At 64.8% G+C, this 23779-nt stretch carries 14 protein-coding genes; 7 read left to right on the top strand and 7 right to left on the bottom strand.

Annotation, left to right across the window (positions count from 1 at the left end; all coding sequences use genetic code 11):
* Nucleotides 1–66: 66 nt before the first annotated feature.
* From MSIL_RS06405 to MSIL_RS06380, 6 genes are all read left to right on the top strand, one after another.
* Entirely contained in the window at nt 67–1947 is a 1881-nt protein-coding gene (locus MSIL_RS06405) for a non-ribosomal peptide synthetase (RefSeq protein ID WP_148213037.1), read from the top strand.
* Between the two features lie 10 nt (nt 1948–1957).
* A complete protein-coding gene (locus MSIL_RS06400) occupies nt 1958–10012 on the top strand; it encodes a hybrid non-ribosomal peptide synthetase/type I polyketide synthase (RefSeq protein WP_012590286.1) in 8055 nt (2684 codons plus the stop codon).
* A 32-nt stretch (nt 10013–10044) separates the two neighbouring features.
* Nucleotides 10045–12861 (top strand): condensation domain-containing protein, encoded by a 2817-nt coding sequence (locus tag MSIL_RS20060; protein WP_012590285.1) that lies wholly within the window; start codon nt 10045–10047, stop codon nt 12859–12861.
* Nucleotides 12862–13022: 161 nt separating this feature from the next.
* Nucleotides 13023–14318, top strand: coding sequence for an alpha/beta hydrolase (locus tag MSIL_RS06390; RefSeq protein ID WP_012590284.1), 1296 nt, complete (start codon nt 13023–13025; stop codon nt 14316–14318).
* A 32-nt stretch (nt 14319–14350) separates the two neighbouring features.
* Nucleotides 14351–15451, top strand: a complete 1101-nt coding sequence (locus tag MSIL_RS06385; RefSeq protein ID WP_012590283.1) for a RuBisCO large subunit C-terminal-like domain-containing protein — start codon at nt 14351–14353, stop codon at nt 15449–15451.
* 95 nt (nt 15452–15546) lie between these two features.
* A complete protein-coding gene (locus tag MSIL_RS06380) occupies nt 15547–16026 on the top strand; it encodes a cupin domain-containing protein (RefSeq protein ID WP_041368620.1) in 480 nt (159 codons plus the stop codon).
* A gap of 44 nt (nt 16027–16070) precedes the next feature.
* Here MSIL_RS06380 and MSIL_RS06375 read toward each other — a convergent pair whose 3' ends face one another.
* The 6 genes from MSIL_RS06375 to coxB all read right to left on the bottom strand — a co-directional run bounded on the left by MSIL_RS06375 (nt 16071) and on the right by coxB (nt 21657).
* Complete coding sequence (locus MSIL_RS06375) at nt 16071–16931, bottom strand: cytochrome c oxidase subunit 3 (protein WP_012590281.1); 861 nt, start codon at nt 16929–16931, stop codon at nt 16071–16073.
* 110 nt (nt 16932–17041) lie between these two features.
* A complete protein-coding gene (locus MSIL_RS06370) occupies nt 17042–17647 on the bottom strand; it encodes a cytochrome c oxidase assembly protein (protein WP_012590280.1) in 606 nt (201 codons plus the stop codon).
* Nucleotides 17648–17654: 7 nt separating this feature from the next.
* The gene (locus MSIL_RS21610) at nt 17655–17831 is read right to left on the bottom strand and encodes a hypothetical protein (RefSeq protein WP_012590279.1); all 177 of its coding nucleotides are present in this window, start codon (nt 17829–17831) and stop codon (nt 17655–17657) included.
* A 22-nt stretch (nt 17832–17853) separates the two neighbouring features.
* Nucleotides 17854–18804 carry a heme o synthase gene (locus MSIL_RS06365; protein WP_012590278.1) on the bottom strand — a complete coding sequence of 317 codons (951 nt, stop codon included), beginning with the start codon at nt 18802–18804 and terminating at the stop codon, nt 17854–17856.
* Nucleotides 18805–19051: 247 nt separating this feature from the next.
* Complete coding sequence (gene ctaD / locus MSIL_RS06360; RefSeq protein WP_012590277.1) at nt 19052–20716, bottom strand: cytochrome c oxidase subunit I; 1665 nt, start codon at nt 20714–20716, stop codon at nt 19052–19054.
* A 29-nt stretch (nt 20717–20745) separates the two neighbouring features.
* Nucleotides 20746–21657: a cytochrome c oxidase subunit II gene (coxB, locus tag MSIL_RS06355; protein ID WP_012590276.1), complete on the bottom strand. Its 912-nt coding sequence runs from the start codon at nt 21655–21657 to the stop codon at nt 20746–20748.
* A gap of 338 nt (nt 21658–21995) precedes the next feature.
* Here coxB and MSIL_RS06350 point away from each other — a divergent pair, with 338 nt between their 5' ends.
* The gene (locus MSIL_RS06350) at nt 21996–22553 is read left to right on the top strand and encodes an invasion associated locus B family protein (protein ID WP_012590275.1); all 558 of its coding nucleotides are present in this window, start codon (nt 21996–21998) and stop codon (nt 22551–22553) included.
* A gap of 37 nt (nt 22554–22590) precedes the next feature.
* Here MSIL_RS06350 and MSIL_RS06345 read toward each other — a convergent pair whose 3' ends face one another.
* Nucleotides 22591–23529, bottom strand: coding sequence for an N-formylglutamate amidohydrolase (locus tag MSIL_RS06345; RefSeq protein WP_012590274.1), 939 nt, complete (start codon nt 23527–23529; stop codon nt 22591–22593).
* Between the last annotated feature and the right edge of the window lie 250 nt (nt 23530–23779).

The following is a 23779-nucleotide window of genomic DNA, read 5'->3' as shown; positions in this document are numbered from 1 at the left end:
TCCGGACAGCCGCAACCGGCATCCCCCGCGCCAAGCTTCGATCGCCGCCGCACGATTCATTCTTTCTTGTTGGAGGCGGCGGACAACTACGCCGATCGTCCGGCCATTCTATATGATGGGCATAAGACCATTCCCTTCGCGGAGCTCGATCGCCGCTCGAACCGCTTTGCCCGCTATCTTGCCGCCAAAGGCGTTCTGCCCGGATCAATCGTCGGCCTCTATCTGCCGCGCTCGCCGGAGGCGATCATCGCGATGATCGGCGCGCTGAAGACGGGAGCCGCCTTCGCTCCGCTGGATCCGTCCTATCCGGCCGACCATCTCGCCTTCATCACGGCGGACGCCGCGCCAGCGGTCGTTGTCTCCGCCGCCTCCATGACTTCGAATGCGAGCGCAGCCAATCTCTGGACTGCGCCGACGATCCTGATCGATGCGGAAGCGGCGGCGATCGCGCACGAGGACGATTCGCCGCTGCCGGAGGCGGCAAGCGGCGAGAGTCCCGCCTATGTCATGTATACGTCCGGCACGACCGGCCGCCCGAAAGGCGCCGTCGTCCCGCATCGCGCCGTGACGCGGCTCGCCTTCAACAGCTTTGCCGATCTCGGGTCCCGCGACGTCGTTCTGCAATTCGCGCCGCTCGCCTTCGACGCCTCGACCTTCGAGATCTGGAACGCGCTTCTGAATGGGGCCGCGATCGCCATCGTCGCAGAGAATCATCCAAGCTTCGCCGAACTCGGCGCCGCGATCAAAGACTACGGCGTCACCGCGGCCTGGCTGACCGCCAGCCTGTTCCACGCCATCGTCGATCGCCAGATCGAGATCTTGAAGCCGCTGCGGCTGCTCCTCGCCGGAGGGGACGTCCTATCGCCGCGCCATGTGCGCCGCGCGCTCGACGCGCTGCCGGACTGCCGCCTCGTCAATGGCTATGGCCCGACCGAGAACACAACCTTCACCTGCTGCTACGAAATTCCCCGCGATATCGCGCCGGACGCTGCGATCCCGATCGGCCGCCCGATCGATCACACTGACGTGTATGTGCTCGGCCCGGACCTCTCCCGCGCCGGCGCCGGCGAAGAAGGCGAGCTTTTCGCCGGCGGCGAGGGAGTCGCGCTCGGCTATCTCAATCGTCCGCAGCTGACGGCCGAGAAATTCCTCGCCGATCCCTTCTGCGGCGAGCCGGGGCGCCTCATGTATCGGACCGGCGATCTCGTGCGCCAGCGCGCCGATGGAATCGTCGAATTTATCGGCCGCGTCGACCGCCAGGTGAAAATTCGCGGCAAGCGCGTCGAAGTCGATGAGGTCGAAGCCCTGATCCGGCGCTTGCCGCAGGTCGCCGACGCCACTGCGCTTGTGCGATCCCGCACAGATGGCGAGCGGCAAATCATTGCTTTTGTCACGGCTCAAGGCGGCGCGACGCTTGAACTCGGAGAATTGCGTCATAGCATGCTCGAGATTGCGCCTGATTATATGGTTCCTGCGCATTTCATGATCCTTGATGAACTGCCGCGAACGCCAAACGGCAAGGTCGACCGCGCGGCTCTGCCCGAGCTTGGCGGCGCAGACGAACAAACCGCGGCGCCGGCGATTTTGGCCGCCGACGACGTGGAGCGGCGGCTCGCCGCCCTCTGGAGCAAAATTCTGAAGGTCGGCTCGGTCGGCCTCGACTCCAATTTTTTCGATCTGGGAGGGGCGTCGCTGGACGTAATGGCTTTGCAGGAAGAAATACTGAAGGAATTTCACATCGACGCGCCGATGACCGCGCTGTTCGAATTCACGACTGTCCGTTCGCTCGCGGCCCATCTCAAAAGCCGCGCGGTCCCGGCGGCGGAGGGCGCGATCGAGGCGGCCTCCGCGGACAGACAGGCGCTGGACGAACTCTCTCTCCGCAAGCAGCGTCAGGCGGAGGCTCTAAAACGCGCCTCGCGCCGCCGCGCCGTCTCCGTCAACTGAGGCGGGGCGCATGAAAGAGAACGTCGCCGTCGAGACGCCGCCGGGTGTCGCTATCATTGGCATGGCCGGTCGGTTTCCGGGCGCGGACGATGTCGCCGCGTTCTGGCGCAATCTGCGCGAAAATGTCGAATCGATCAGCCATTTCACCGACGCCGAGCTTGAGGACGCCTTCGACCCCAGCGTGCGGGGCGATCCGAATTTCGTACGCGCCCGCTCGATCCTCGAAGGCGTCGAGAATTTCGACGCGGGCTTTTTCGCAATGCATGCGCGCGAGGCGGAACTGACCGATCCGCAGCATCGCGTTTTCCTCGAATGCGCCTGGCAGGCGCTGGAGGATGCGGGCTACGATCCGGCCACCTACAAGGACGCCATCGGCGTCTTCGCCGGCTGCAGCATGAGCACCTATTTCCTGCGCAACGTCCTGAAAGACCGCGCGGCGGTGGAGCTGTTCACCAGCAATTATCAGGTCGGCAGCTATGGCGAACTGATCGGCGCGCTGCCGGACGTATTCGCGACGCGGCTCTCCTATAAGCTTGGCCTGCGCGGCCCGGCGATGACGATCCAGACCGCGTGCTCGACCTCGCTTGTCGCCATCGCCGAGGCGTGCAAAAGCCTGCTCCTGTATGAATCCGACATGGCGCTCGCCGGCGGCGTCTCGATCACCTTCCCGCAAAAGCGCGGCTATCTCGCGCTTGAAGGCGCGATGGTCTCGCCGACTGGACATGTGCGCAGCTTTGACGCCAAGGCCGACGGCACGGTGTTCGGCAGCGGCGCCGGCGTCGTCTTGCTGAAGCGGGTCGAAGACGCCATCGCCGACGGCGACACGATCTACGCCGTTATCCGCGGGACGGCGCTGAACAATGACGGCGCGGCGCGCGCGGGCTTCACGGCGCCAAGCGTCAACGGGCAGTGGGAGGTCATCGCCGCCGCCCTCGCCAACGCGGAGGTCGAGGCGCGTTCGATCTCCTATGTCGAATGTCACGGCACGGCGACGCCGCTGGGCGATCCGATCGAGGTCGCCGGCCTCACCCGGGCGTTCCGCGCGAGCACCGACGACACCGGCTTCTGCGCGCTCGGCTCGGTGAAGCCGAATGTCGGCCATCTCGACGCCGCGGCCGGCGTCGCCGGCGTCATCAAGACGGCGCTCGCGCTCAAAACGAAGCAATTGCCGGCGACGCTCCATTTCGAGACGCCCAATCCGCACATCGCCTTCGAGGGCGGCCCGTTCTATGTCAACAAGACATGGCGAGACTGGCCGCAGGAGGCGGAGCCGCGCCGCGCCGGCGTGAGCGCCTTCGGCGTCGGCGGCACCAATGCCCATATCGTGCTGGAAGAAGCGCCCCTCGCCGTCTCGGAGGCGTCAGGCCGGCCGACGCAGATCATCTGCGTTTCCGCGCGCAGCGCCGCCGCGCTCGAAAAGTCGCGAGAGAATCTCGCGGCTTATCTCGCCGAAAAGCCGCAGGCGCCGCTCGCAGACGTCGCCTTTACGATGGCGGTCGGGCGGCGCGCCTTCGCCCATCGCGCCGCGATCGTCGCCGACGATGCGGCCGCCGCTTCGGCCGCGCTGATATCGGGGCGGGACCTGGTCTTCGGCGTCCCGAAGGCGGAGCCGCGCAAGATCGCCTTCATGTTCCCGGGGCAGGGCGCGCAATATCCGGCCATGGGGCACGGTCTGTTCGAGACCGAGCCGGCCTTCGCCGACAGCATGCGGCGCAGCGCCGAAATCCTGCGGCCGATCCTGAACGCCGATCTCTGCGCGCTCCTTTATGGCGACGAGCCTGGGCGGCTGTCCGCGCAGGCGCTGCAGGCGACCGAATTCGCGCAGCCCGCTCTGTTCTCCGTGGGTCTGGCGCTGGCCGAGCTCTGGCGCCAGCGCGGCGTCGCGCCGCAGATGATGATCGGGCACAGCGTCGGCGAATTCGTCGGCGCCTGCCTCGCCGGCGTGTTCTCGCATGAGGACGCGCTGCGCCTCATCGCCGCGCGCGGCCGGCTGATGCAGGAGATGCCGTCTGGCTCGATGATGGCGGTGCGCCTGCCGGAAGCGGAGCTGCTCCCCTATCTGAAGGGCGATGTCGCGCTCGCCGCCGTCAACGGGCCAAAGCTCTGCGTCGCCGCCGGGCCGGATGAGGCGATCGCTGCGCTCGACGCGCAATTGTCCGCGCAAGGCGTCATGACGCGGCGCCTGCACACGTCGCATGCCTTCCACTCGCCCATGATGGAGCCGGCCGCGAACGCCCTGCGGAAAGTGGTCGAAGGCGTGAAGCTTTCGCCGCCGACTGCGCCGCTAATCTCGTCGACGACAGGGGGCTGGCTGACGGCCGAGGAGGCGGTTTCGCCCCATTATTGGGCCGCCCATTGCCGTGAGCCGGTGCGCTTTGCCGCGGGCCTCAAAACCCTGCTCGACGCCGCGGGGGTCGATCCGATCCTGATCGAGGCCGGGCCAGGCCTCGCTTTGTCGGCGCTGGCGCGGCAATGCGGCGCGGGGAACGCGCCGGACGCCGTGGTCGCCTCGCTGCCCGAGGCCTCACGCGAGGCGTCCGATATGGAGGTCTTCGCGCGCGCCACGGCTCAGCTCTGGTGCGCCGGCGTCGCAATCGACTGGCGCGCGGTCTATTCGAACGAAAGGCGGCTGCGGGTTCCGCTGCCGACTTATCCTTTCGAGCGCGCGCGCCACTGGCTTGAGGCGCCGCCTGTCGCGCATGCGGCTGCGGCGGTCTCGAACATCGCGCCGCGCGAGCCCGAAGTTTTGGCGTCGCTCGCCGCCGGCGCCTCTCCGGCATTTCCGACACATGAGATTTTTCCGCCAATGGCTGCAGCACCCATGACGACATCGCAATTCGATTCAGCCCCCGCGGCCGCCGGAACCATCGAGAAGCTGCAAAAACATCTTGTCGATCTTCTCGAGAGTCTGTCCGGCGAATCCGTCGCCGACGCCGCGCCTGACGCGACCTTCCTCGAAATGGGCTTCGATTCGCTGTTCCTCAGCCAAGTGACGCAACAGCTCCAGCGCGACTTCAAGGTCAAGCTGACGTTCCGGCAATTGTTGGGCGATCTCGCCACCATTCCGGCGCTTGCCGCCCATATCGAAGAGGTGCTGCCGCCGGAGATCCGCGCCGCCTATCAGCCGTCCGCGCCAGCCCCCGCTGTCGCCGCCGCGCAAGCGCCCGCCGCCGCGCCGCTTGCGGCTGCGGCCTTCGCGACGCCCGCGGCCTCTTCCCTGCCGCTGCTCGGCGCCGGCGCCTCGGGCGTGGAGCAGATCATTCGCGATCAGCTCGAAACGATGAGCCGGCTGATGGCCAATCAACTCGCTGCTCTCGGTGGCGCGCCCGCGGCGGCAGCGTCGCCTGCCGCTGCTGTCGCTGCGCCGGCCCCAGCCGCCCGGGCTCCCACGCCCGCGCCGAGCCTGGCCGCTGCCGCCTCCGCCGCAGCCGCTCCGTCCGGCGATGAGCCGAAATCCCGCTTCGAGCTCCTGGCCGCGGCCCGCTCCGCGCCGGCGGCCGACATGAATGAAATTCAGCAGCGCGCGCTCGCCGAATTGACGGAGCGCTTCAACGCGCGCTCGCCCTCGTCGAAACGGATGACGGCGGAATACCGCCCTGTGCTCGCCGATCCGCGCGCCGCGGCCGGCTTCCGGCCGGAATGGAAGGATCTCGTCTATCCCGTGGTCAGCGACCGCGCGGCGGGTTCGCGCATCTATGACGTCGACGGCAATGACTACATTGATCTCGTCAATGGCTACGGCCAGACCTTCTTCGGCCATGCCGCGCCTTTCGTCGTCGACGCCGTCGCCGCGCAGCTGAAACAGGGCTTCGCGATCGGACCGCAGTCCCATCTTGCCGGCAAGGTGGCGGCGCTCTTCTCGGAAATGACCGGCAATGAGCGCGTGACCTTCTGCAACACCGGCTCCGAGGCGGTCATGGCGGCGATGCGCATTGCGCGCACCGTGACCGGCCGGTCGACGATCGTGACCTTCACCGGCGATTATCATGGCCAGTTCGACGAGGTTCTCGTCAAGGGCGCGCTACGCTCGGGCGTCGCCCGCGCCATGCCCGCCGCCGCCGGCATCCCCAATAAATCGGTCGAGAACATGGTGGTGCTGCCCTATGGCGCGCCGGACTCGCTCGACTGGATCAGAACCCACGCCGACGACCTCGCCGCCGTGCTGGTCGAGCCGGTGCAAAGCCGCCATCCCGATCTGCGGCCGCTGGAGTTCCTGAAAGAAATCCGCGCCATCACGGAAAAATCCGGGGCGGCGCTGATCTTCGATGAGGTCGTGACCGGCTTCCGAATGCATCCGGGCGGGATGCAGCATCTGTTCGGCATCCGCGCCGATCTTGCGACCTATGGCAAGGTCGTCGGCGGCGGCCTGCCGGTCGGCATATTGGCCGGCAAGGCGGCGTTCATGGACGCGCTCGACGGCGGCCAATGGCGCTATGGCGACGACAGCTACCCTGAAACCGGCATGACCTTCTTCGCTGGCACCTTCGTGCGCCATCCGCTTGTGATGGCGGCGGTCTGGGCCGTGCTCAATCATCTGAAAGAAAAAGGCCCGGCCCTGCAGGAGGCCGTCTCGGCCCGCACGGCGGGACTGGTTCAGCGCCTCAGCGATTTCCTGCGCCAGCGCGGCGTCGATCTCCAGATCGAGAGTTTCGGCAGCCTGTTCTTCTTCAATTTCGGCAATATCTCCCGCTATGCGGGCCTGTTCTATCCGCTCATGCTCGAGCGCGGCGTCTATATCCAGGAGCATTATCCCTGCTTCCTCACAACGGCCCACAGCGAGGCCGACGTCGAGGCGATCGCCCGGGCCTTTGAGGACAGCGTCACTGCGATGCAAAAGGCGGACTTCCTGCCGGCGCCCGCGGGGCTTGGCCCCGAGCCCGAAACGGATGGTCCGCTGACCGAAGCGCAGACCGAAATCTGGCTTTCGGCCCAGCTTTCGGACGAAGCGTCCTGCGCCTTCAATGAATCAGTCACCTTGCGGCTTCGCGGCGATCTGAACCGCGACGCGCTCGAGGCCGCCCTAAACAAGGTCATCGCCAGGCACGACGCCTTGCGGGCCGTGTTCACGGCGGACGGCGCGCGTATGCAGATCCAGCCCGAGCTGACGCTGACGCTGGAGCCGCGCGATCTGTCTGATTTGCCGCGGGCCGAGGCCGAAGCCTCATGGCGGGCGGCTCTGGCGCAGGACGCGCGCACGCCTTTCGATCTCGTCGCCGGGCCGGTGATCCGCGCCAGCCTTGCTCGCTTCGCCGCGGACGATCACGCTCTGGCGCTGACGGCGCATCACATCGTCTGCGACGGTTGGTCGTTCAACGTCATCATCGACGAGGTGACGAAGCTGTACGAGGAGATCGTCGCCGATGTCGCGGCGGATTTGCCGCCGCCCATGTCGTTCCTGCGCTATGGCGCGGAGGAGCGCGCGCGGCAGAAACGCGAAGGCGCGGCAGTCGACGCCTTCTGGCTGCCGCAGTTCACGCCGCCGCCGCCGCCGCTCGAACTGCCGACGGACCGGCCGCGCCGCTTGCAGAAAAGCTTCGCTGGAGCGACATTGACGCGCCGGATCGACGCCGATCTGACGCAGCGCTTCCGCAAGGCGACGGCGAAACAGGGCTGCACGCTTTTTGTCGCGCTGCTTGCGAGCTTCGAAGTGATGCTTGCGCGCCTTGCCGGCCAGAATGAGGTCGTCGTCGGAATTCCCGCGGCGGGGCAGTCGCTCGCCGAAGCCGACAGCCTCGTCGGGCATTGCGTCAATTTCCTGCCGCTGCGCGCGCGCTGGAGCGACGGCGCGACCATGGCCGAGCACCTTGCGGCGACGCGCCAAGGCGTTCTCGCCGCCTATGAGCATCAGAGCTTCACCCTCGGCACGCTGGTGCGCAAGATGGATCGGCCGCGCGAAGCCGGGCGGCGCCCGCTCGTCGAGGTCCAGTTCAATCTCGAAAAGCTCGGCGACAAGATCCACCTGAAGGGGCTTGAGGTCGAGGCGCAGTCCAATCCCAAGGCCGCGGTGATCTTCGATTTCTTCTTCAACGTCACCGAACAGGACGGCGGGCTGCGCATCGACTGCGACTACAATACCGACCTCTACGACGAGGCGACTGTCGAGCGCTGGATCGGTCATTACCGCAGCCTCCTCGGCGCCGTCGCCGACGACGCGGCGCGTCCGATCGCGGCGCTTCCGCTGTTGTCGGCCGAACAGCGCAACTGGTTGACCAAAGGCCTCAACGACACGGCCGCGGACGATCTCGATCTGCGGCCGGTGCATGAGCTCTTCGCCGCGCAGGCCGCCAAGACGCCGGACGCCGTCGCCGCGCGCTTTGGCGAATCCGCGCTGACCTATCGCCAGCTCGACGAACGCGCCAACCGGCTCGCCAATCATCTTGCCGCGGTCGTCAAGGATTCCTCCGCCCGCATCGGCGTCGCCGCCGAACGCTCGCTCGACATGCTGGTCGTTCTGCTGGCGGTCATGAAGACGGGCTGCGCCTATGTCCCGCTCGATCCGAGCCACCCGGCGGCGCGGCTGCGGCTGGTGCTGGACAATGCGGCGGTGTCGGCCATCGTCAGCGACAACGCCTTCATGGGCGCAATGGCCTCGGGGACGCCTGTCGTCCGGCTCGACGCCGACGCCGCGGCGATCGCTGCGCGCCCTGCAACGGCGCCGGCGTTTCCTTCCGATGGCGCGCGGCCAGCCTATGTGATCTTCACCTCCGGCTCGACGGGCGTTCCGAAAGGCGTCGAGATCGCCCATCGCTCCGTCGCCAATCTCCTGTGGTCGATTGCGCGCAAGCTCGAGGCCGGCCCGCGCGACACGCTCGTCGCGGCGACGACGATCTCTTTCGATATCGCGGCGCTGGAGCTCTATATGCCGCTGATCACCGGCGGGACGGTCGTCATCGCCAGCCGAGACGACGTGCGCGGCGGCTTTGGCCTCGCCGCTCTGATCGAAAAGCCCGAAACGACGATCGTCCAGGCGACGCCCTCGCTCTGGCGGATGCTGACGGAGGCGGGGTTCAAGCCGCGCCCGGGCCTGCGGATGCTGTGCGGCGGCGAGGCGCTGCCGCGCGATCTCGCCGATCTGCTGCTCGCAAATGACGGCGAGCTGTGGAACGTTTATGGCCCGACCGAGACGACGATCTGGTCCTCGATCGGCAGGGTCAAGCCGGCGCCGGCGCCGATCACCATCGGCGAGCCGGTCGCAAACACCGGGCTTTATGTGCTCGACAAGGCGCATCAACTTGCAGCCCCCGGCGTCGTCGGCGAATTGTTCATCGGCGGCCTTGGCCTTGCGATCGGCTATTTCCGCCGTCCGGATCTCGACACAGCGGCTTTCTTCAATATCGCCGTCGACGACAGCGGTCCGCAGCGGCTGTATCGCACGGGCGATCTTGCGCGTCGCCTCGCCGATGGAAGCATCGAAGTCCTCGGCCGCGTCGACGCGCAGGTCAAATTGCGCGGATTCCGCATCGAACTCGAGGAAATCGAGGCGGCGATGCGGCAATGTCCCGGCGTGTCGGCCTTTGCCGCCGCGGTCCAGACGCCGCCGCAGGGAACCCCTCGTCTCGTCGGCTATTATGTGGCGGCGCAGCCGATACTCGCGCAGGAGCTTTCGTCCTACGCCGCGCAACGGCTGCCGGACTATATGGCGCCTGCGCTCTGGATGCGGCTCGACGCCCTGCCGTTCACGCCGAACGCCAAGCTCGACCGCAAGGCGCTGCCGCAGCCGGAGGTCGGATCAGGTGAACACAAACGCATCGTCACCGCGCCGCGCACCCCGCTCGAGGCGAAGCTCGCGGCGATCTGGGGCGAGGTGCTTCAGCTCGACGAGATTGGCGTCAATGACAATATTTTCGCGCTGGGCGCCGATTCGATCCATTTGTTCCGCATCGCCGCGCGTATGATGGCGGAAAATTTGGGTCTGGAGGCGCGCCATCTGATGCGCTTTCCTACCATTGCGGAGCTCGCCGGGGCGGCTGGCGATAAATCCGTCTCCGCAGCTAAGGCGCCATCCGCCGCGCCGTCCCTTAAAAGCTTCAGGCGAGGAGCACAGATTAAGGAAACGTCCGCGTGACGATGCCAAGAAGCGAAGAGGAATTCGACTGCATGCCAGATAACGGCGTGCAGCGTCCGGAAGCGGAAACGATGAGCCCTGTCGAAGGGCTGGTCTTTCCCTGCTCGTCCGCCCAGAAGCGCTTCTGGTTCCTCAATGCGGTCAATCCCGGCAATCCGGCGCTCAATGTGGCGTTGCGTTGGGAGGTCACCGGTCGACTGACGCCCGCAACGGCGGAGCAGGCCTTCCAGGCAATTGTCGATCGACATGAGATTCTGCGCACCCGCGTCTTCGAGCAGGAAGACGGCGAGCCGATGCAGGAGGCGCTTGCCCATCTCGCCTTTCGGCTGAGCGTGATCGACCTCAGCATGCTTAGCGAGAGCGAGCAGACCAGGGAGGCGCTGGCGCTCGGCGAACGCGAGGCGCGCAAATCCTTCGACCTTTCGGTCGCGCCGCCGATCCGCGTGACCTTCCTGCGTCTGTCGCTGGAGCGCGCCTTTCTGCTCGTCACGGTGCATCACATCGCTTTCGACGGCTGGTCGATTCGTGTGCTCGCCGAGGAGTTTGGAACGACCGCTGCGGCCATCGCCGCCAAACGCGCGGCCGATCTGCCGCCGCTGCCCCTTCAATATGGCGACTACTGCCTGTGGCAGAAGGAATATCTGGCGAGCGGCGAATTCGAGGAAGAGGCCGGCTACTGGAAGAAGCAGCTTGGCGGCGCTCCCTATTTCGAGCTTGTCCCCGATCACGAGAAACCGCCCGCGCTGACCTACAATGGCGAAATCCTCGCCGCCACCCTTCCCGCAGAGCTTGGGGATAGGATGGAGGCTTTTGCTCGCAGCCAAAATCTCACCCTGTTCAGCCTCGGCTGCGCGGTGATGGGGGCGATGCTGCATCGCTTTTCGGGCGAATCCGACATCGTCTTCGGGACCCAGATCGCCGATCGCAACGATCCGGACCTCGAGCCGATGATCGGCATGTTCGTGAATAATCTCGTGATGCGCCTCGATGCGTCGGGCGATCCGAGCTTCGAGGCGTTCCTCAAACGCGTCAACGGGACGGTGCAGGACGCGCTGATCAACCAGCGCATGCCGTTCGACAAACTGGTCGAACTCCTCAATCCGCCGCGCGATCCGAGCCGCGCACCGCTGATCTCGCTCAATTTCACCGTTCTGCGCGATGTGATGGATCACAAGCGCTACGGCGATTTCGAATTGCTCGGATTGCCCTCGCTGTCCGCCGGCTCGCTCTATGACATCTTCTTTTTCCTGGTCCATTGGCCGAGCGGCTGGCGCGTGGCCATGGAATATAATCCCGACCTATTCCAGCGCGAGACGGCCGAGAAGCTGCTCGACTTCCTGCTCGCGACATTCGACTTCGCGGTGGGGCGTCCGCAACAGAAGCTCTCCGATCTGACGCCGCCGTCGCGCGATCTGATCGACGCGCGCCGGCGCGGCGATGAACTGGGCGCCATTGAGGCCGCGCTGCTTCAGCATCCGGACGTGAAGGAGGCGGCGGTCGCGCTAAAGCCCGACAGCGCCGGCCGCGAACAGCCCTGCGCCTATATCGCGCCGCGCCCGGAGTCGCGCGCGCCGCTCGAATCATTGCCCGGAATCCTTACCGCCCATCTCGACGCCATCCTGCCTTCGGGAGCGGCGAGGCCCGCGGGGATCAGCGTCCTTTTGGCCTTGCCGCGCACCGCTCGGGGAGACGTCGATCTGCGCGGCCTGCCGGCGCCCGCGCCCTCGCTTGCGCCGCCGGTCCCGGCTGCAACGGAAGCCGCGCTCACCCCCGTGGAAATGAGGCTCGGCAAGATCTGGAGCGATCTTCTCAAGGTTGACGCCATCAAGCCGGCATCGAATTTCTTCGAGCTTGGCGGCCATTCCCTGCTCACGGTCAGGCTGATGTCGCGCGTTTTTGCGGAATTCGGCGTAAAGCTCGATCCGCTGACCTTGTTCCTCGCGCCGACGTTGCGGGAATTCGCTTCGAGGCTGCCAGAGCTGCGCAGCGCGGAGCCGACCCAGCGCCTGGTGCCGATCCAGCCTCTTGGCCACAAGACCACGATCATCGCCATCAACCATTCGGTGCTTTACTATAATCTGGCGCGCCAGATCGGCACGGACCGGCCGTTTATCGGCGTTCCGCTCATCGAGCCGGGGAGCGACGAGCCTCCGGAGCGCACGCTCGAAGAAATCGCGGTCGACTATGTCCGCGTCATTCGAGAGGCGCAGCCGCATGGACCCTACATCCTCTGCGGCCTCTGCGTCGCGGGCGCGATCGCCTATGAATCCGCGCAGCAGTTGATTGCGGCGGGCGAAGAAGTTCCGTTGCTGATCCTCTCGGATATTTGGGCGCCCGGCTACCATGCCTCACTGCCCCTGTACAGAAAGCTGATCTATCAATTCAACTATCGGCTTCATACATTACGCCACCGGATCGACACTGTCCGCACGGGCGCGGCGTCGCTGGCCGAGATGCTGTCAAGCTTCACCATCGTGCGGAAATCGCGTCTGCTCGAGGCGCTGGCCTATCTCGGACTTGTCGACGGCGACAAATTGTTGCGCCGGGTGATCGACCATGAGGAATGGCGCTTTTTGTTTTCGCTCGAAGTCGCGCGCAACGCCTATAAGATTCAGCCGATTTCCTCGGACGTCATTGCTTTCAACAGCGATGAAATCGTGACGCGCTTTGCCGATCCCAACATGGGCTGGTCCGGCCTTGTCAAGAAGCTGGCCATTCACTCGATCCCCGGATGGCATCAGGACATCTTCCGCGAGGAGGGCGCCCGTGAGATTGCCGGCTATCTGCGTCCGGAACTCGAAAAGATCGACAGCGAGTACAGGGCTCCGGCCCGCTCTTCCAAGGACTGAGGCGCGGCGTCGGCGTCGTCTTTCGCGCATGGCTCGCCGAAGTCGTTCAGCTTTTGTAAAACGGCTGCAATGTCGTTATGCGGCGCCATCGTCGTCGGGCTCTCTCCCTCGCGCCGCTGGATGCTCACGGTTCCCGCCCGCCCTTCCCGGCAGATGTCTCCATGATGAAATATCTTGATCTGCGCTTCGACCAGCTGATGGGTCGCTATGGCTTCATCCTCGGCGCGATCGTGCTCGTCATCGCGCTCGCCGGCCTGTTGTTGGCGTGGCGCTCCGACAAGGCTCCCCGAGCGCTGATCGCCCTATTGACGATCGCCCTTGCCCTTGGCGCGGTCATGTTCGGACCATCCGCTCCGCGCGTCGCCAAGGCGTTTTGGCGACTGGCCTTCGCTCCGCCGCCGCCCTCGCCCTCAGGCCCCCTGCGCGTCGGCGAGGCTTTTGTCGCGCTGGCGCCGAAGGCGCAGGGGGAAGCGACCTCCGCGCCGATCCTTGCCCGGATCTGGTATCCGGCGGCGCCTGATGCGAAGCTGGAAGCGTCCGGCGGGGCGCCAATCGATTGCGCGGCGCTCTCCCGCGCGCGCCTCGCCGATCCTGGCCCGCAGGGGCGCTTTCCGCTTCTGCTCTATGCTCCGGGCTTTGCAAACGCCGGGGACGATAATTCGTCCACCGCGGCGATGGCCAGCCATGGCTATGTCGTGCTCGCGATCAACCATCTGGACTGGACGCCGCCGCCCGGTCAGCCGCAGTCGTTTTTCGATTATTCGTCCGAGGCCGCCTATCAGGCGACCTTGCGGCGCGGCGCGGAGCATTCGATCGGCGAGGCGAAAGTCGCGCTTCAGGCGCTGGACATTCTGACCGACTGCGCCAAGGGCGATTTCGCGAAATATGTCGCTTTCGACCGCGTCGGCTTTTTTGGCTTTTCCTTCGGCGGCAGCGTCGCCGCAAACGCGGCCATTCTCGATCCGCGCGTCGTCGCTGCGGTCAATCTCGACGGCTGGGTCTTCGGTCCCGCGCTCGAAGGCGGGATTGCGAAGCCCTATATGATGCTTTTCGATGATGAGCCGCTTCCCGACGCCAAGGCGTTTGCATCGCCCGATCCGGCGACGCGCGCTTATGCCAAAGCGCAGGATGATCTGGTGCGCGAGCATGGCCGGCTATTTGAATCGCCGGATAAATACGGCTTCTGGTTCCGCAATGCGGTCCACGCCAATTTCAACGACCGGGCCTTTGGCCGCGACAATTGGCTGAGCTGGTTCTTCGCGGACCCGTCCCGCGTCAAGGCGATCCGGGAGGACTATCTTCTCGCCTTTTTCGACGCCTATCTTCGCCATAGGCCGCAAACTCTATTGAACGCGGACCCGTCGCCCTATATCGGCGTCACCCCGGTCAAGGGCCGGCCGCGATGGGCTGAAGGCGAGGAGAGGGTTCCGTTTCTCGCCTGGATCGGTTTGAGATAAAGGCGACTGATAAAATTGGGCGAGGGCGGGATTTGAGCGGCTGGATCACCGCCGTCTACAGGCTGCGCGCAGGCGCCGCCGAGGTCGAGGCGCGCGCCGAGGCGATTGCGCTTGAACAGAGCGTCGAAGCGCCGCTCGCCGCCGTGCGCGATGATTTCGTGCGTGAAAATATCGTCGGGCGCGTCGCGGCGATCGAGGATTGCGGCGGCGGCTGGTTCGAGGCGCGCATTGAGCTCGCCGCTGCTACGATCGGCTACGACGCTGGCCAATTGCTCAACATGCTGTTTGGCAACAGCTCGCTGCTTGAGGATGTGTTGCTTGTCGACGCCATTTTGCCGGCGCCGCTCGCAGCCGCGTTCGGCGGGCCCTCGCACGGGCTTGCCGCCTTGCGCGCGGAGGCTGGCGCGTCGGGCCGGGCGCTCACCTGCTCGGCGCTGAAACCGCAGGGCGTGCCTGCGGCGGAACTTGCCGAACTCGCCTTCGCTCTCTCCATGGGCGGCCTCGATTTTCTCAAGGACGATCACGGCCTTGCCGACCAGACCTATTCGCGCTTCGAGGCGCGCATCGCCGCCTGCGCCGCCGCGGTGCGCAAAGCGCGCGATCGGACGGGAGGGCGCACCCGCTATGCGCCAAGTCTCTCAGGCTCCTATCCGCAGATGCGGCAGCAGCTTCTGGCGGCGCGCGGCGAGGGGCTCGACGCCGCGCTGATTGCGCCGATGATCGCCGGTTGCTCCAATTTTCAGGCGCTGCGCGTGGAATTTCCCGATTTCGCTTTTCTGGCGCATCCGACGATGACCGGGCGCGCAATCTCGCCCGTTCTTTTCGCGCGGCTGTTTCGCCTGTTTGGCGCCGACGTGGCCATTTTCCCCAATTATGGCGGCCGATTCGGCTATTCGCCGGCGGTTTGCGAAGCCATCGCCGCCGCGCTTTTGTCAGGCGATGACGGTCTTAAGCCGAGCATTCCGGCGCCTGCCGGCGGCATGAGCGTCGAGCGCACGCCGGAACTGCTCGATCGCTACGGGCGGGACGTCATGCTGCTGATCGGCGGGGCGCTGCTCAGCGCGCCGCGCGAGGCGCTGACGGAGCAAACGCGCCGCTTCGTCGAGGCCGTCGCCAGCCATCATTATCGTTGAGCGCTATTTTCTCTTTGGATCGGATCGGGCTTAGATGGGCTCCGTCCTATGTTCCGCGGAGCAGACGCTTCGATTGCAGCAGGCAAGTCATGATGATGAGCGACGATCCTCTGTCCCGCGCCCCCGTGCGAAAATTCGACGGCGCTTTTCGCTGGGAGGGCGTCGAGCGCCGCCCCTATAAGGACGCCGCGACGGCGCCCTTCAGGGCGATCTCGCGGCAAACGCTTGCCTCCGATCCGCGCCTTGCCGGCGAATTACGCTATTTCGAGATCGAGCCCGGCGGCTTCTCGACGCTGGAGCGGCACGAGCATATGCATGCGGTGATGGCGCTACGCGGCAGCGGGTTGTGCCTCGTCGGCGACGCCGTATATGCGCTCGGCGCACATGATCTCGTGACCATCGAGCCGATGGTGTGGCATCAGTTCCGCGCCGGCCGCGACGCGCCGCTCGGCTTTCTCTGCCTCGTCAATGCGGCGCGCGACCGGCCGCAGCTGCCGACCGAGGCGGATCTCGCCGCCTTGCGAAGCTCTCCAGAGGTGGCGGCTTTTCTCGACGGGCTCATTGAGCCGGTCTAAAAAAGGGCGGCTCGAAGCCGCCCTTTTTGCTGATTTCTCTGGTCTCAATGCTCGAAGGCGGCGCCCCACGAGCCCCACACATAGATGGCGGAAAACAGGAAGAGCCACACCACGTCGACGAAATGCCAATACCAGGCGGCGAATTCGAAGCCGAGATGATGGCGCAGGGACAACTGTCCGACAAAGGCGCGCAGAAGGCAGACGGTGAGGAAAATCGTGCCGATGATCACGTGAAAGCCGTGAAATCCCGTCGCCATGAAGAAGGTGGCGCCGAAGATCGAGCCTTTGAAGGCGAAGGGCGCATGAATATATTCATAGGCCTGCACCGTGGTGAACACGACGCCAAGCGCGATGGTGAGCGCAAGGCCCGCCTTCAATCCCTTGCGGTCTCCCGTCAGCAGAGCGTGATGCGCCCAGGTGACGGTCGTGCCGGAAGTCAAAAGGATCAGCGTATTCAAGAGCGGCAGATGCCACGGATCGATGGCTTCGATGCCCTTCGGCGGCCACACGCCGCCGGTGAATTCGGCGCGGAGATATTCCTGCGCTTCACCGGGGAACAGGCTTGAATCGAAGAACGCCCAGAACCAGGCGACGAAGAACATCACCTCGGAGGCGATGAACAGGATCATGCCATAGCGAAGGCCGATCTGAACCACCGGCGTGTGGTAGCCGGCGCCCGATTCCTTGATGACGTCGAACCACCATGAGGCGGCGATGAAGACGAGCGCAATGAAGCTGACGCCAAAGATCAGCCCGCCGGGGGCGAAGGCGCCAAAGCTCAGATGCTTCATCCACACGATGCCGCCGATCGCGAGGAACAGCGCTGCGATGGAGGCGAGGACCGGCCACGGGCTCGGGTCCACGAGGTGATAGTCATGATTGGGTTTGGCGTGGGCGTCCGACATCGAATGTGACCCTTTTCCCGCTTCAAAAAAGGCTCAGCCGAGCCTGTTGCCGTCAACGGCGCGCGATGCGCCGCTCCTTAATCTTGCCTCTGGCGCGCCTAACTCGCCGCTCACAGCGGCTTGCCCGTTTTGCCGGAAGGGCTCTCTCCAGCGGCCAACTTGCCCTTCGGCTTCTGGCCGAAAAGCGTATAGGACAAAACGATCGTGTCGACGTCGGCGAGGGACTTTTCCGCCTCGAGCGCCGGATCGAGAAAAAAGACGACCGGCAGCTCGGCCGTCTCATGGCCCGCAAGGGTCATTTCATTGAAGCAGAAACAGCTGATCTTGCTAAAATAGAGCCCGGCGCTGTCAGGTCCGACATTATAGCCGGCGATCGCCGAGACGGGCTTGTCCGAGCGGTTGACGATTTTGAAGTAAACGGTCGCCGTTTGCCCGGTGCGAAGATTGATCTGCGTCGTTTCGGGCTCAAAGCTCCAGTTCAGTCCCGGCGCGACATTGGCGTCGAAGCGCACCGTCAGCTCGCGCTTGCCAGCGTTCGCCGGCGCCGTTCTCGCGACCTGCGTGGTGCCGCCGTAACCGGTCGCAGCGCAAAACATGCGGTACAGCGGGACGGCGGCGAACGACAGGCCGAGCATGGCGAGGCAGGCGGCGGCGGCGGCGGCCGCGATCAGGCGTCCCTTGCGCAGGTTCGACTTCGGGTCGGGCGAAGCGCTCATGGACATCTCAGAACGGCCGTTCCAGCACGGCGGGGCCGAGCTTGACGACCGTCACGACATAAAACAGCACGACGAAAAAGCCGATCGCAAGGGCGAGCGCCAGATTGCGCTGACGCCGGCTCTTTTCCTGCTCGGGGGTCAGTTTGACGCCCGTCATCACTGGCGTTTGCGCCTTGTCGGTCACAGTTTCATCCTTCGGCGCCGGCTCACCACGGCGTCGCGCTAGAGATCGGCAGCAGGGCGAGAATGCGTTCGGCGACGATCGCCGCGAAAAGCAGGAAAAGATAGAGAATCGAAAAGCCGAACATGCGCATGGCGACGCGGTTTGCCTGATCTCCCTCGCGCGCCAGATAGACTCGCACCGCATGAAGAATCATGACGCCGCCCAGGCCAAAGGAAAGAAGGCCATAGGCCGGCGAGGCGAAGCCGATGAAATAGGGCGTCATGCCTATCGGAGCGAGGAGCAGCGTGTAGAGCAGAATATCCCGCCGCGTGCGGTCCGGCCCCTTGACGTTCGGCAGCATCGGAATGCCGGCGCGCTCGAAATCGCCGGCCTTGACGAGGGCCAGCGCCCAGAAGTGTGGCGGCGTCCAGACGAAAATGATGGCGAACAGCGCGAGCGCGGGCAGGCTGACCTGACCGGCGACGGCAAGATAGGCGACGATCGGCGGAAAAGCGCCGGCGGCGCCGCCGATCACGATATTCTGCGGCGTCGAGCGCTTCAGCCACATCGTGTAGATGACGACGTAAAAGAAGATTGTGAAGGCGAGAAGGGCCGCGGCCGCCCAATTGGCGACGAATCCGAGCGTGATCACCGACAAAAGCGCGAGCACCATCCCAAAGGCGAGCGCGCTTTCCCGCGCCACCCGGCCTGCCGGGATGGGACGCTTCTGCGTCCGCCGCATAATGGCGTCGATGTCAGAATCATACCACATGTTGAGGGCGCCCGACGCGCCGGCGCCGGCGGCGATGGCGAGCAAGGAGGCGAAGCCGATGATCGGATTGACATGGGTCGGCGCGATCAAAACGCCGGTCAAGGCAGTGAAAATGACGAGCGACATGACCCGCGGCTTCATCAGCGCGAGATAATCCGCCGGGCTCGCGATCGAGATGGCGGCCTGGTCGATGGCTGTATTGCTGTCGCTGACGAAACTCATAAACCAGACCGCTTCGAGGTTAGCGTTTTCGCGTTGAGGCTAGGCTCGGAAGGCGGCATTGCGCGACCGCGCCGGTCGCGCAAACGCCTCAAGCGTTCTCCCCAAACATCGCCAGATTGCGGTCCCGTCATGACGGCCGGCGCGGGTCGCCGGCTCTTACGGGAGCCGTCTGGCTTTTCTTGAAGGGCGCGAAAAGCGATGCTTGCTCGTCGCGCCCTCGCGCATTGTTCAAACGCTCGCGGCGTTCTTAATGGTCCGAAGACGCTGTGATGCGCGGCAGCGTCTCGAAGGTATGGAACGGCGGCGGCGAGGACAAAGTCCATTCGAGCGTCGTCGCGCCGGCGCCCCAGGGATTGTCGCCGGCGAGGCGTTTGCGTGCGAAGGCGTCGTAAACCACGTAAAGGAACAGGCCGACGCCGATGATCGACAGATAGGAGCCGAAGGACGAAATCCGGTTCCACAGGGTGTAGGCGTCCGGATAGTCGATATAGCGCCGCGGCATGCCGGCGAGGCCGAGGAAATGCTGCGGGAAGAAGGTGAGGTTGACGCCGATGAACATCAGCCAGAAATGCACATTGGCGAGCGTCTCATTGTAGAGATAGCCCGACATTTTCGGGAACCAGTAATAGAAACCCGCAAACAGCGCGAAGACGGCTCCGAGCGAAAGCACGTAGTGGAAATGCGCCACGACGTAATAGGTCTCGTGCAGGGCGCGGTCGATGCCGGCGTTGGCGAGAACGACGCCGGTCACGCCGCCGATCGTGAACAGAAGCACGAAGCCGGTCGCCCAGATCATCGGCGGCCGGTAGGAGACCGAGCCGCCCCACATGGTGGCGATCCAGGAGAACACTTTTACGCCGGTCGGCACCGCGATCACCATGGTCGCGAAGACGAAATAGCGCTGCGTATCGAGCGACATGCCGACCGTGAACATGTGGTGCGCCCAAACGACGAAGCCGACGACGCCGATCGCGACCATGGCGTAGGCCATGCCGAGATAGCCGAAGATGGGCTTCTTCGAGAAGGTCGAGATGATGTGGCTGATGATGCCGAAGCCGGGCAGGATCAGAATGTAGACTTCGGGATGGCCGAAGAACCAGAACAGATGCTGGAACAGCAGCGGATCGCCGCCGCCCGAGGGATCGAAGAAGGTGGTGCCGAAATTGCGGTCGGTCAGCAGCATGGTGATGCCGCCCGCGAGCACGGGAAGCGACAGGAGCAGCAGGAAGGCGGTGACGAGCACCGACCATGCGAACAGCGGCATCTTGTGCAAGGTCATGCCGGGCGCGCGCATGTTGAAGATCGTGGTGATGAAATTGATCGCCCCGAGGATGGACGACGCGCCGGCGAGGTGCAGCGACAGGATGAGGAAGTCCATCGCCGGGCCGGGGTGGCCGGTGTTCGCCGACAGCGGCGGATACATCACCCAGCCGCCGCCAAAGCCCAGCATTCCCGGCGCGCCTTCCATGAACATCGACATGACGCCGAGCGTGAAGGAGGCCGGCAGCAGCCAGAAGGAGACATTGTTCATGCGCGGGAAGGCCATGTCCGGCGCGCCGATCATGATCGGCACGAACCAGTTGCCAAAGCCGCCGATGAGCGAGGGCATCACCATGAAGAAGATCATGATGATGCCATGCATGGTGATGGTGACGTTGTAGAGGTTCTTGGCGAGGTCCTTCGCCGTGTCGGCGTCGGCGCCCTGCAACACCGCAAGATGGTTGAAGATCTGAATGCCGGGCTCTTGAAGCTCCATGCGCATCAGCACGGAGAGCACGCCGCCGATGACGCCGGCGATGATCCCGAAGATGAGATACATCGTGCCGATGTCTTTGTGATTGGTCGAATAAAGATAGCGGCGCCAACCCGTCGGGTGGCCGTGCTCTTCATGAATTGTCGTGCTGGTCGCCAACGGAAAGCCTCCCTCGGAATATTTTTGTCTTACCGCGTTTCGCGGTCGTCGCCGGCCGATGTGGCGTTGTTCGCCAGTTTGACGGATTCGGAATTATTCGCGGCGAATTTCTTTGCGGCGGAGACGAGCCAAGCCGAATATGTCTCTGGGCTCACGACGCGGATCGCGATCGGCATATAGGCGTGATCTTTTCCGCACAGCTTCGAGCATTGCCCGTAGTAGATTCCCTCGCGTTCGGCCTTGAACCAGGTTTCGTTCATCCGGCCCGGCACGGCGTCGATGCGGATGCCGAAGGAGGGGATCGTGAAGGAATGGATGACGTCGGCGCCGGTGACCAGCATATGCACGACTTTGCCGACTGGCACGACTGCTTCGTTGTCGACGGAGAGCTGCCGGATGTCGCCTGGTTTTAGATCCGACTCGGGGATCAGATAAGAGTCGAAGGAAAAGCCGCCGCCCTGATCCTTTGGATAATCATAGGTCCAGAACCATTGCTTGCCGGTCGCCTTGACGGTGATGTCGGCCGGCGGGATCACAAGTTGATGCGTCAGCAGGCGGAAGGAAGGGATCGCTATGATGACGAGGATCATCACAGGCAGAACGGTCCAGGCGACCTCGAGCAGAGAATTATGCGTCGTCGTGGTGGCGACCGGGTTTTTGTTTTCGTTGTAACGGATATAAATCCAGCCGAGCAGCGCCAGCACGAACAGGCAGATGCCGACGATGATCGGCAACAGGATAAAGTCGTGGAAGGCGTGCATCTCGTGAGCAATCGGCGTGACCGCTTCCTCGAACGTCATTTGACCGGGCCGCGGAAATCCGTCAGCGCGTGCGGGGGCCGCTGAAAGAGCCGCTGCAAGCGCCGTAAACAGCGCCGCGCCCGAGAAGAGGAAAGAGCGGGAATCGAGAAGGCGGCGGGCGGACGGGGAGGCAAATCTCATCAAGATCGAGGCTCCGATTGCGCGGCTGACTACCGCGCCTACCACTTCCAATCGAACTCGTCCAGAGGCGCCGCAAGGGGGTCCCTGAGAATAGTTCAAAAACATAATTCCGGGTTGCGCGCAATCATCCCGGCCGCGCAGTCCATGCGGCGAAACAGCGCGATAGGCGTCTCGCCCGCGCTGCTTCAATGGCTTTTGGGCGCCGTCTGTCGGCGCGCGCGTCGCGGCTCGCGGCGCGGCTTTACTTGACAGCCCGACCCGATTTGCTAGGCAGCCGGGACTCGTGCGGCAAGCTGCGGCGAAGCGGATCTTAAGGCAACGGAAGGTTCAAAGAGAGCATGGCTGACGCCGACGAGGAATTTCAATCGCATGCCCCCAGCACGCTTTTGCGCGCCGCGCTGTCCTCGGCGCGGGCCGGGGCCCTTGCTGCCGCGGCTCTCCTGACCGGATTTGGCGCCGCCTCGGCGCAGGGCGTCGTGAAAAGCAAACATGGCGATTGGGAGATGCGCTGCGAGACGCCGCCCGGCGCCGCCAAGGAGCAATGCGCCCTGCTGCAGAGCGTCGCCGCCGAAGACAAGCCCAATATCAATCTGGTGGTGATCGTTCTCAAGACCGCGGACGGCAAGAGCCGCCTTTTGCGCGTCATCGCGCCGCTCGGCGTGCTGCTTCCTTCAGGGCTCGGGCTCAAGATCGACGACGCCGACGTCGGCCGCGCCGGCTTCGTGCGCTGCCTGCCGACCGGCTGCGTCGCCGAGGTGGTGATGGAGCAAAAGCTGGTCGATCAGATGAAAAGCGGAACCAACGCCACCTTCATCATCTTCCAGACGCCGGAGGAGGGCGTCGGCATTCCGCTCGCGCTCGCCGGCTTCCGCGAGGGGTTTGAGGCGCTGCCCTGAGCGTTGCGCCTGGCGCTCGCGCGATCCCGCAACGCGCCTATTCGGCCGCGAGGCGATGGACTACGAGCTGGGTCGCCGCCGTCACGGCGAGCGCCTCGGCGACCCGCCTCAGGCCGGCGCGAATCTCGGCGAACCGCTCCGAGCGCGTGACGTTCTGCTCGTCCATATAGAGGCCGCGGCTGACCTCGATCTGCAACGCATGGCGGTTGGCGCCGGGGGCGCCATAATTCTCGGTGATATAGCCCCCCGCATAGGGTTTGTTGCGCGCGACGGTGAAGCCGAGACTACGCAATTCAGCCTCGGCGACCTCGGTAAGGATCGCCGCGCAGCTCGCGCCGTGCCGGTCGCCGAGCACGAAATCGGCGCGCTGTTTCGCGGCGCCCGCCTCGGCCGCGTGGGCCGCGTGAAGTCCCGCGCCTCCCGACGGCATGGAGTGGCAGTCGATCAGCACCGCGAGGCCGTAACCAAGCTCCGCCCGTTCGATCAGGGCGGTCAGACGCGCATGATAGGGCTTGTAAAGCGTCTCGATCCGCCGCAGGGCTTCCGCAAGCGACAGACGGCGGCCATAGATTTCCTGCGCCTGGCCAACGACGCGCGGAATCGTCCCAAGTCCGCCGGCGACGCGGATCGAACGCGTATTGGCGAAGGACGGCAGCCGTCCCTCGAACATGCGCGGATCGAGTTCGTAAGGCTCGCGATTGAGGTCGAGATAGGTGCGCGGAAACAGCGCCTTGATCATCGGCGCGCCGATGCGCAGGCAATCGGCGAAAAGCGCGTCGACAAAAGCGTCCTCGGACCGGCGCAGCTGCAACGCGCTGAGCCGCGTGCGATCGAGGAAACTCTCCGGATAGATGTCGCCCGAATGCGGCGATGAAAACACCAGCGGGCAGCAGAGCGTCTCGGGCTCAATGATTTTGTAGCCGGTTCCGAACTCCGGCTCGACGTCGTCATTCCGGCCGGAGGTCTCAAAGATCATCAAGGCTCCTTGGCGGATGCGCGGCGGCGTCCTGGCGGGCAGAGGACCAATTTGCCAAGGACCTACGGCGCTGTCCATATTAATCGCTCGTAATCCGGCGCAGCTTGGAGAGAGGCGTCCGGAAAATGGCTGAGTCGGCGGTTTGCGGCGGGCAAATTTGTCACGCGCGGGCCAAAAAATTCGGCGCGATCGCGGAAACGGCGCCGCCGGCGCGATGCGGGCCGCTTTTTTTATGGGATTTTTACCAAAT

The organism is Methylocella silvestris BL2, assembly GCF_000021745.1.
Taxonomy (GTDB): Bacteria; Pseudomonadota; Alphaproteobacteria; order Rhizobiales; family Beijerinckiaceae; genus Methylocapsa; species Methylocapsa silvestris.
This window is presented reverse-complemented; position numbering and strand designations above follow the sequence as displayed.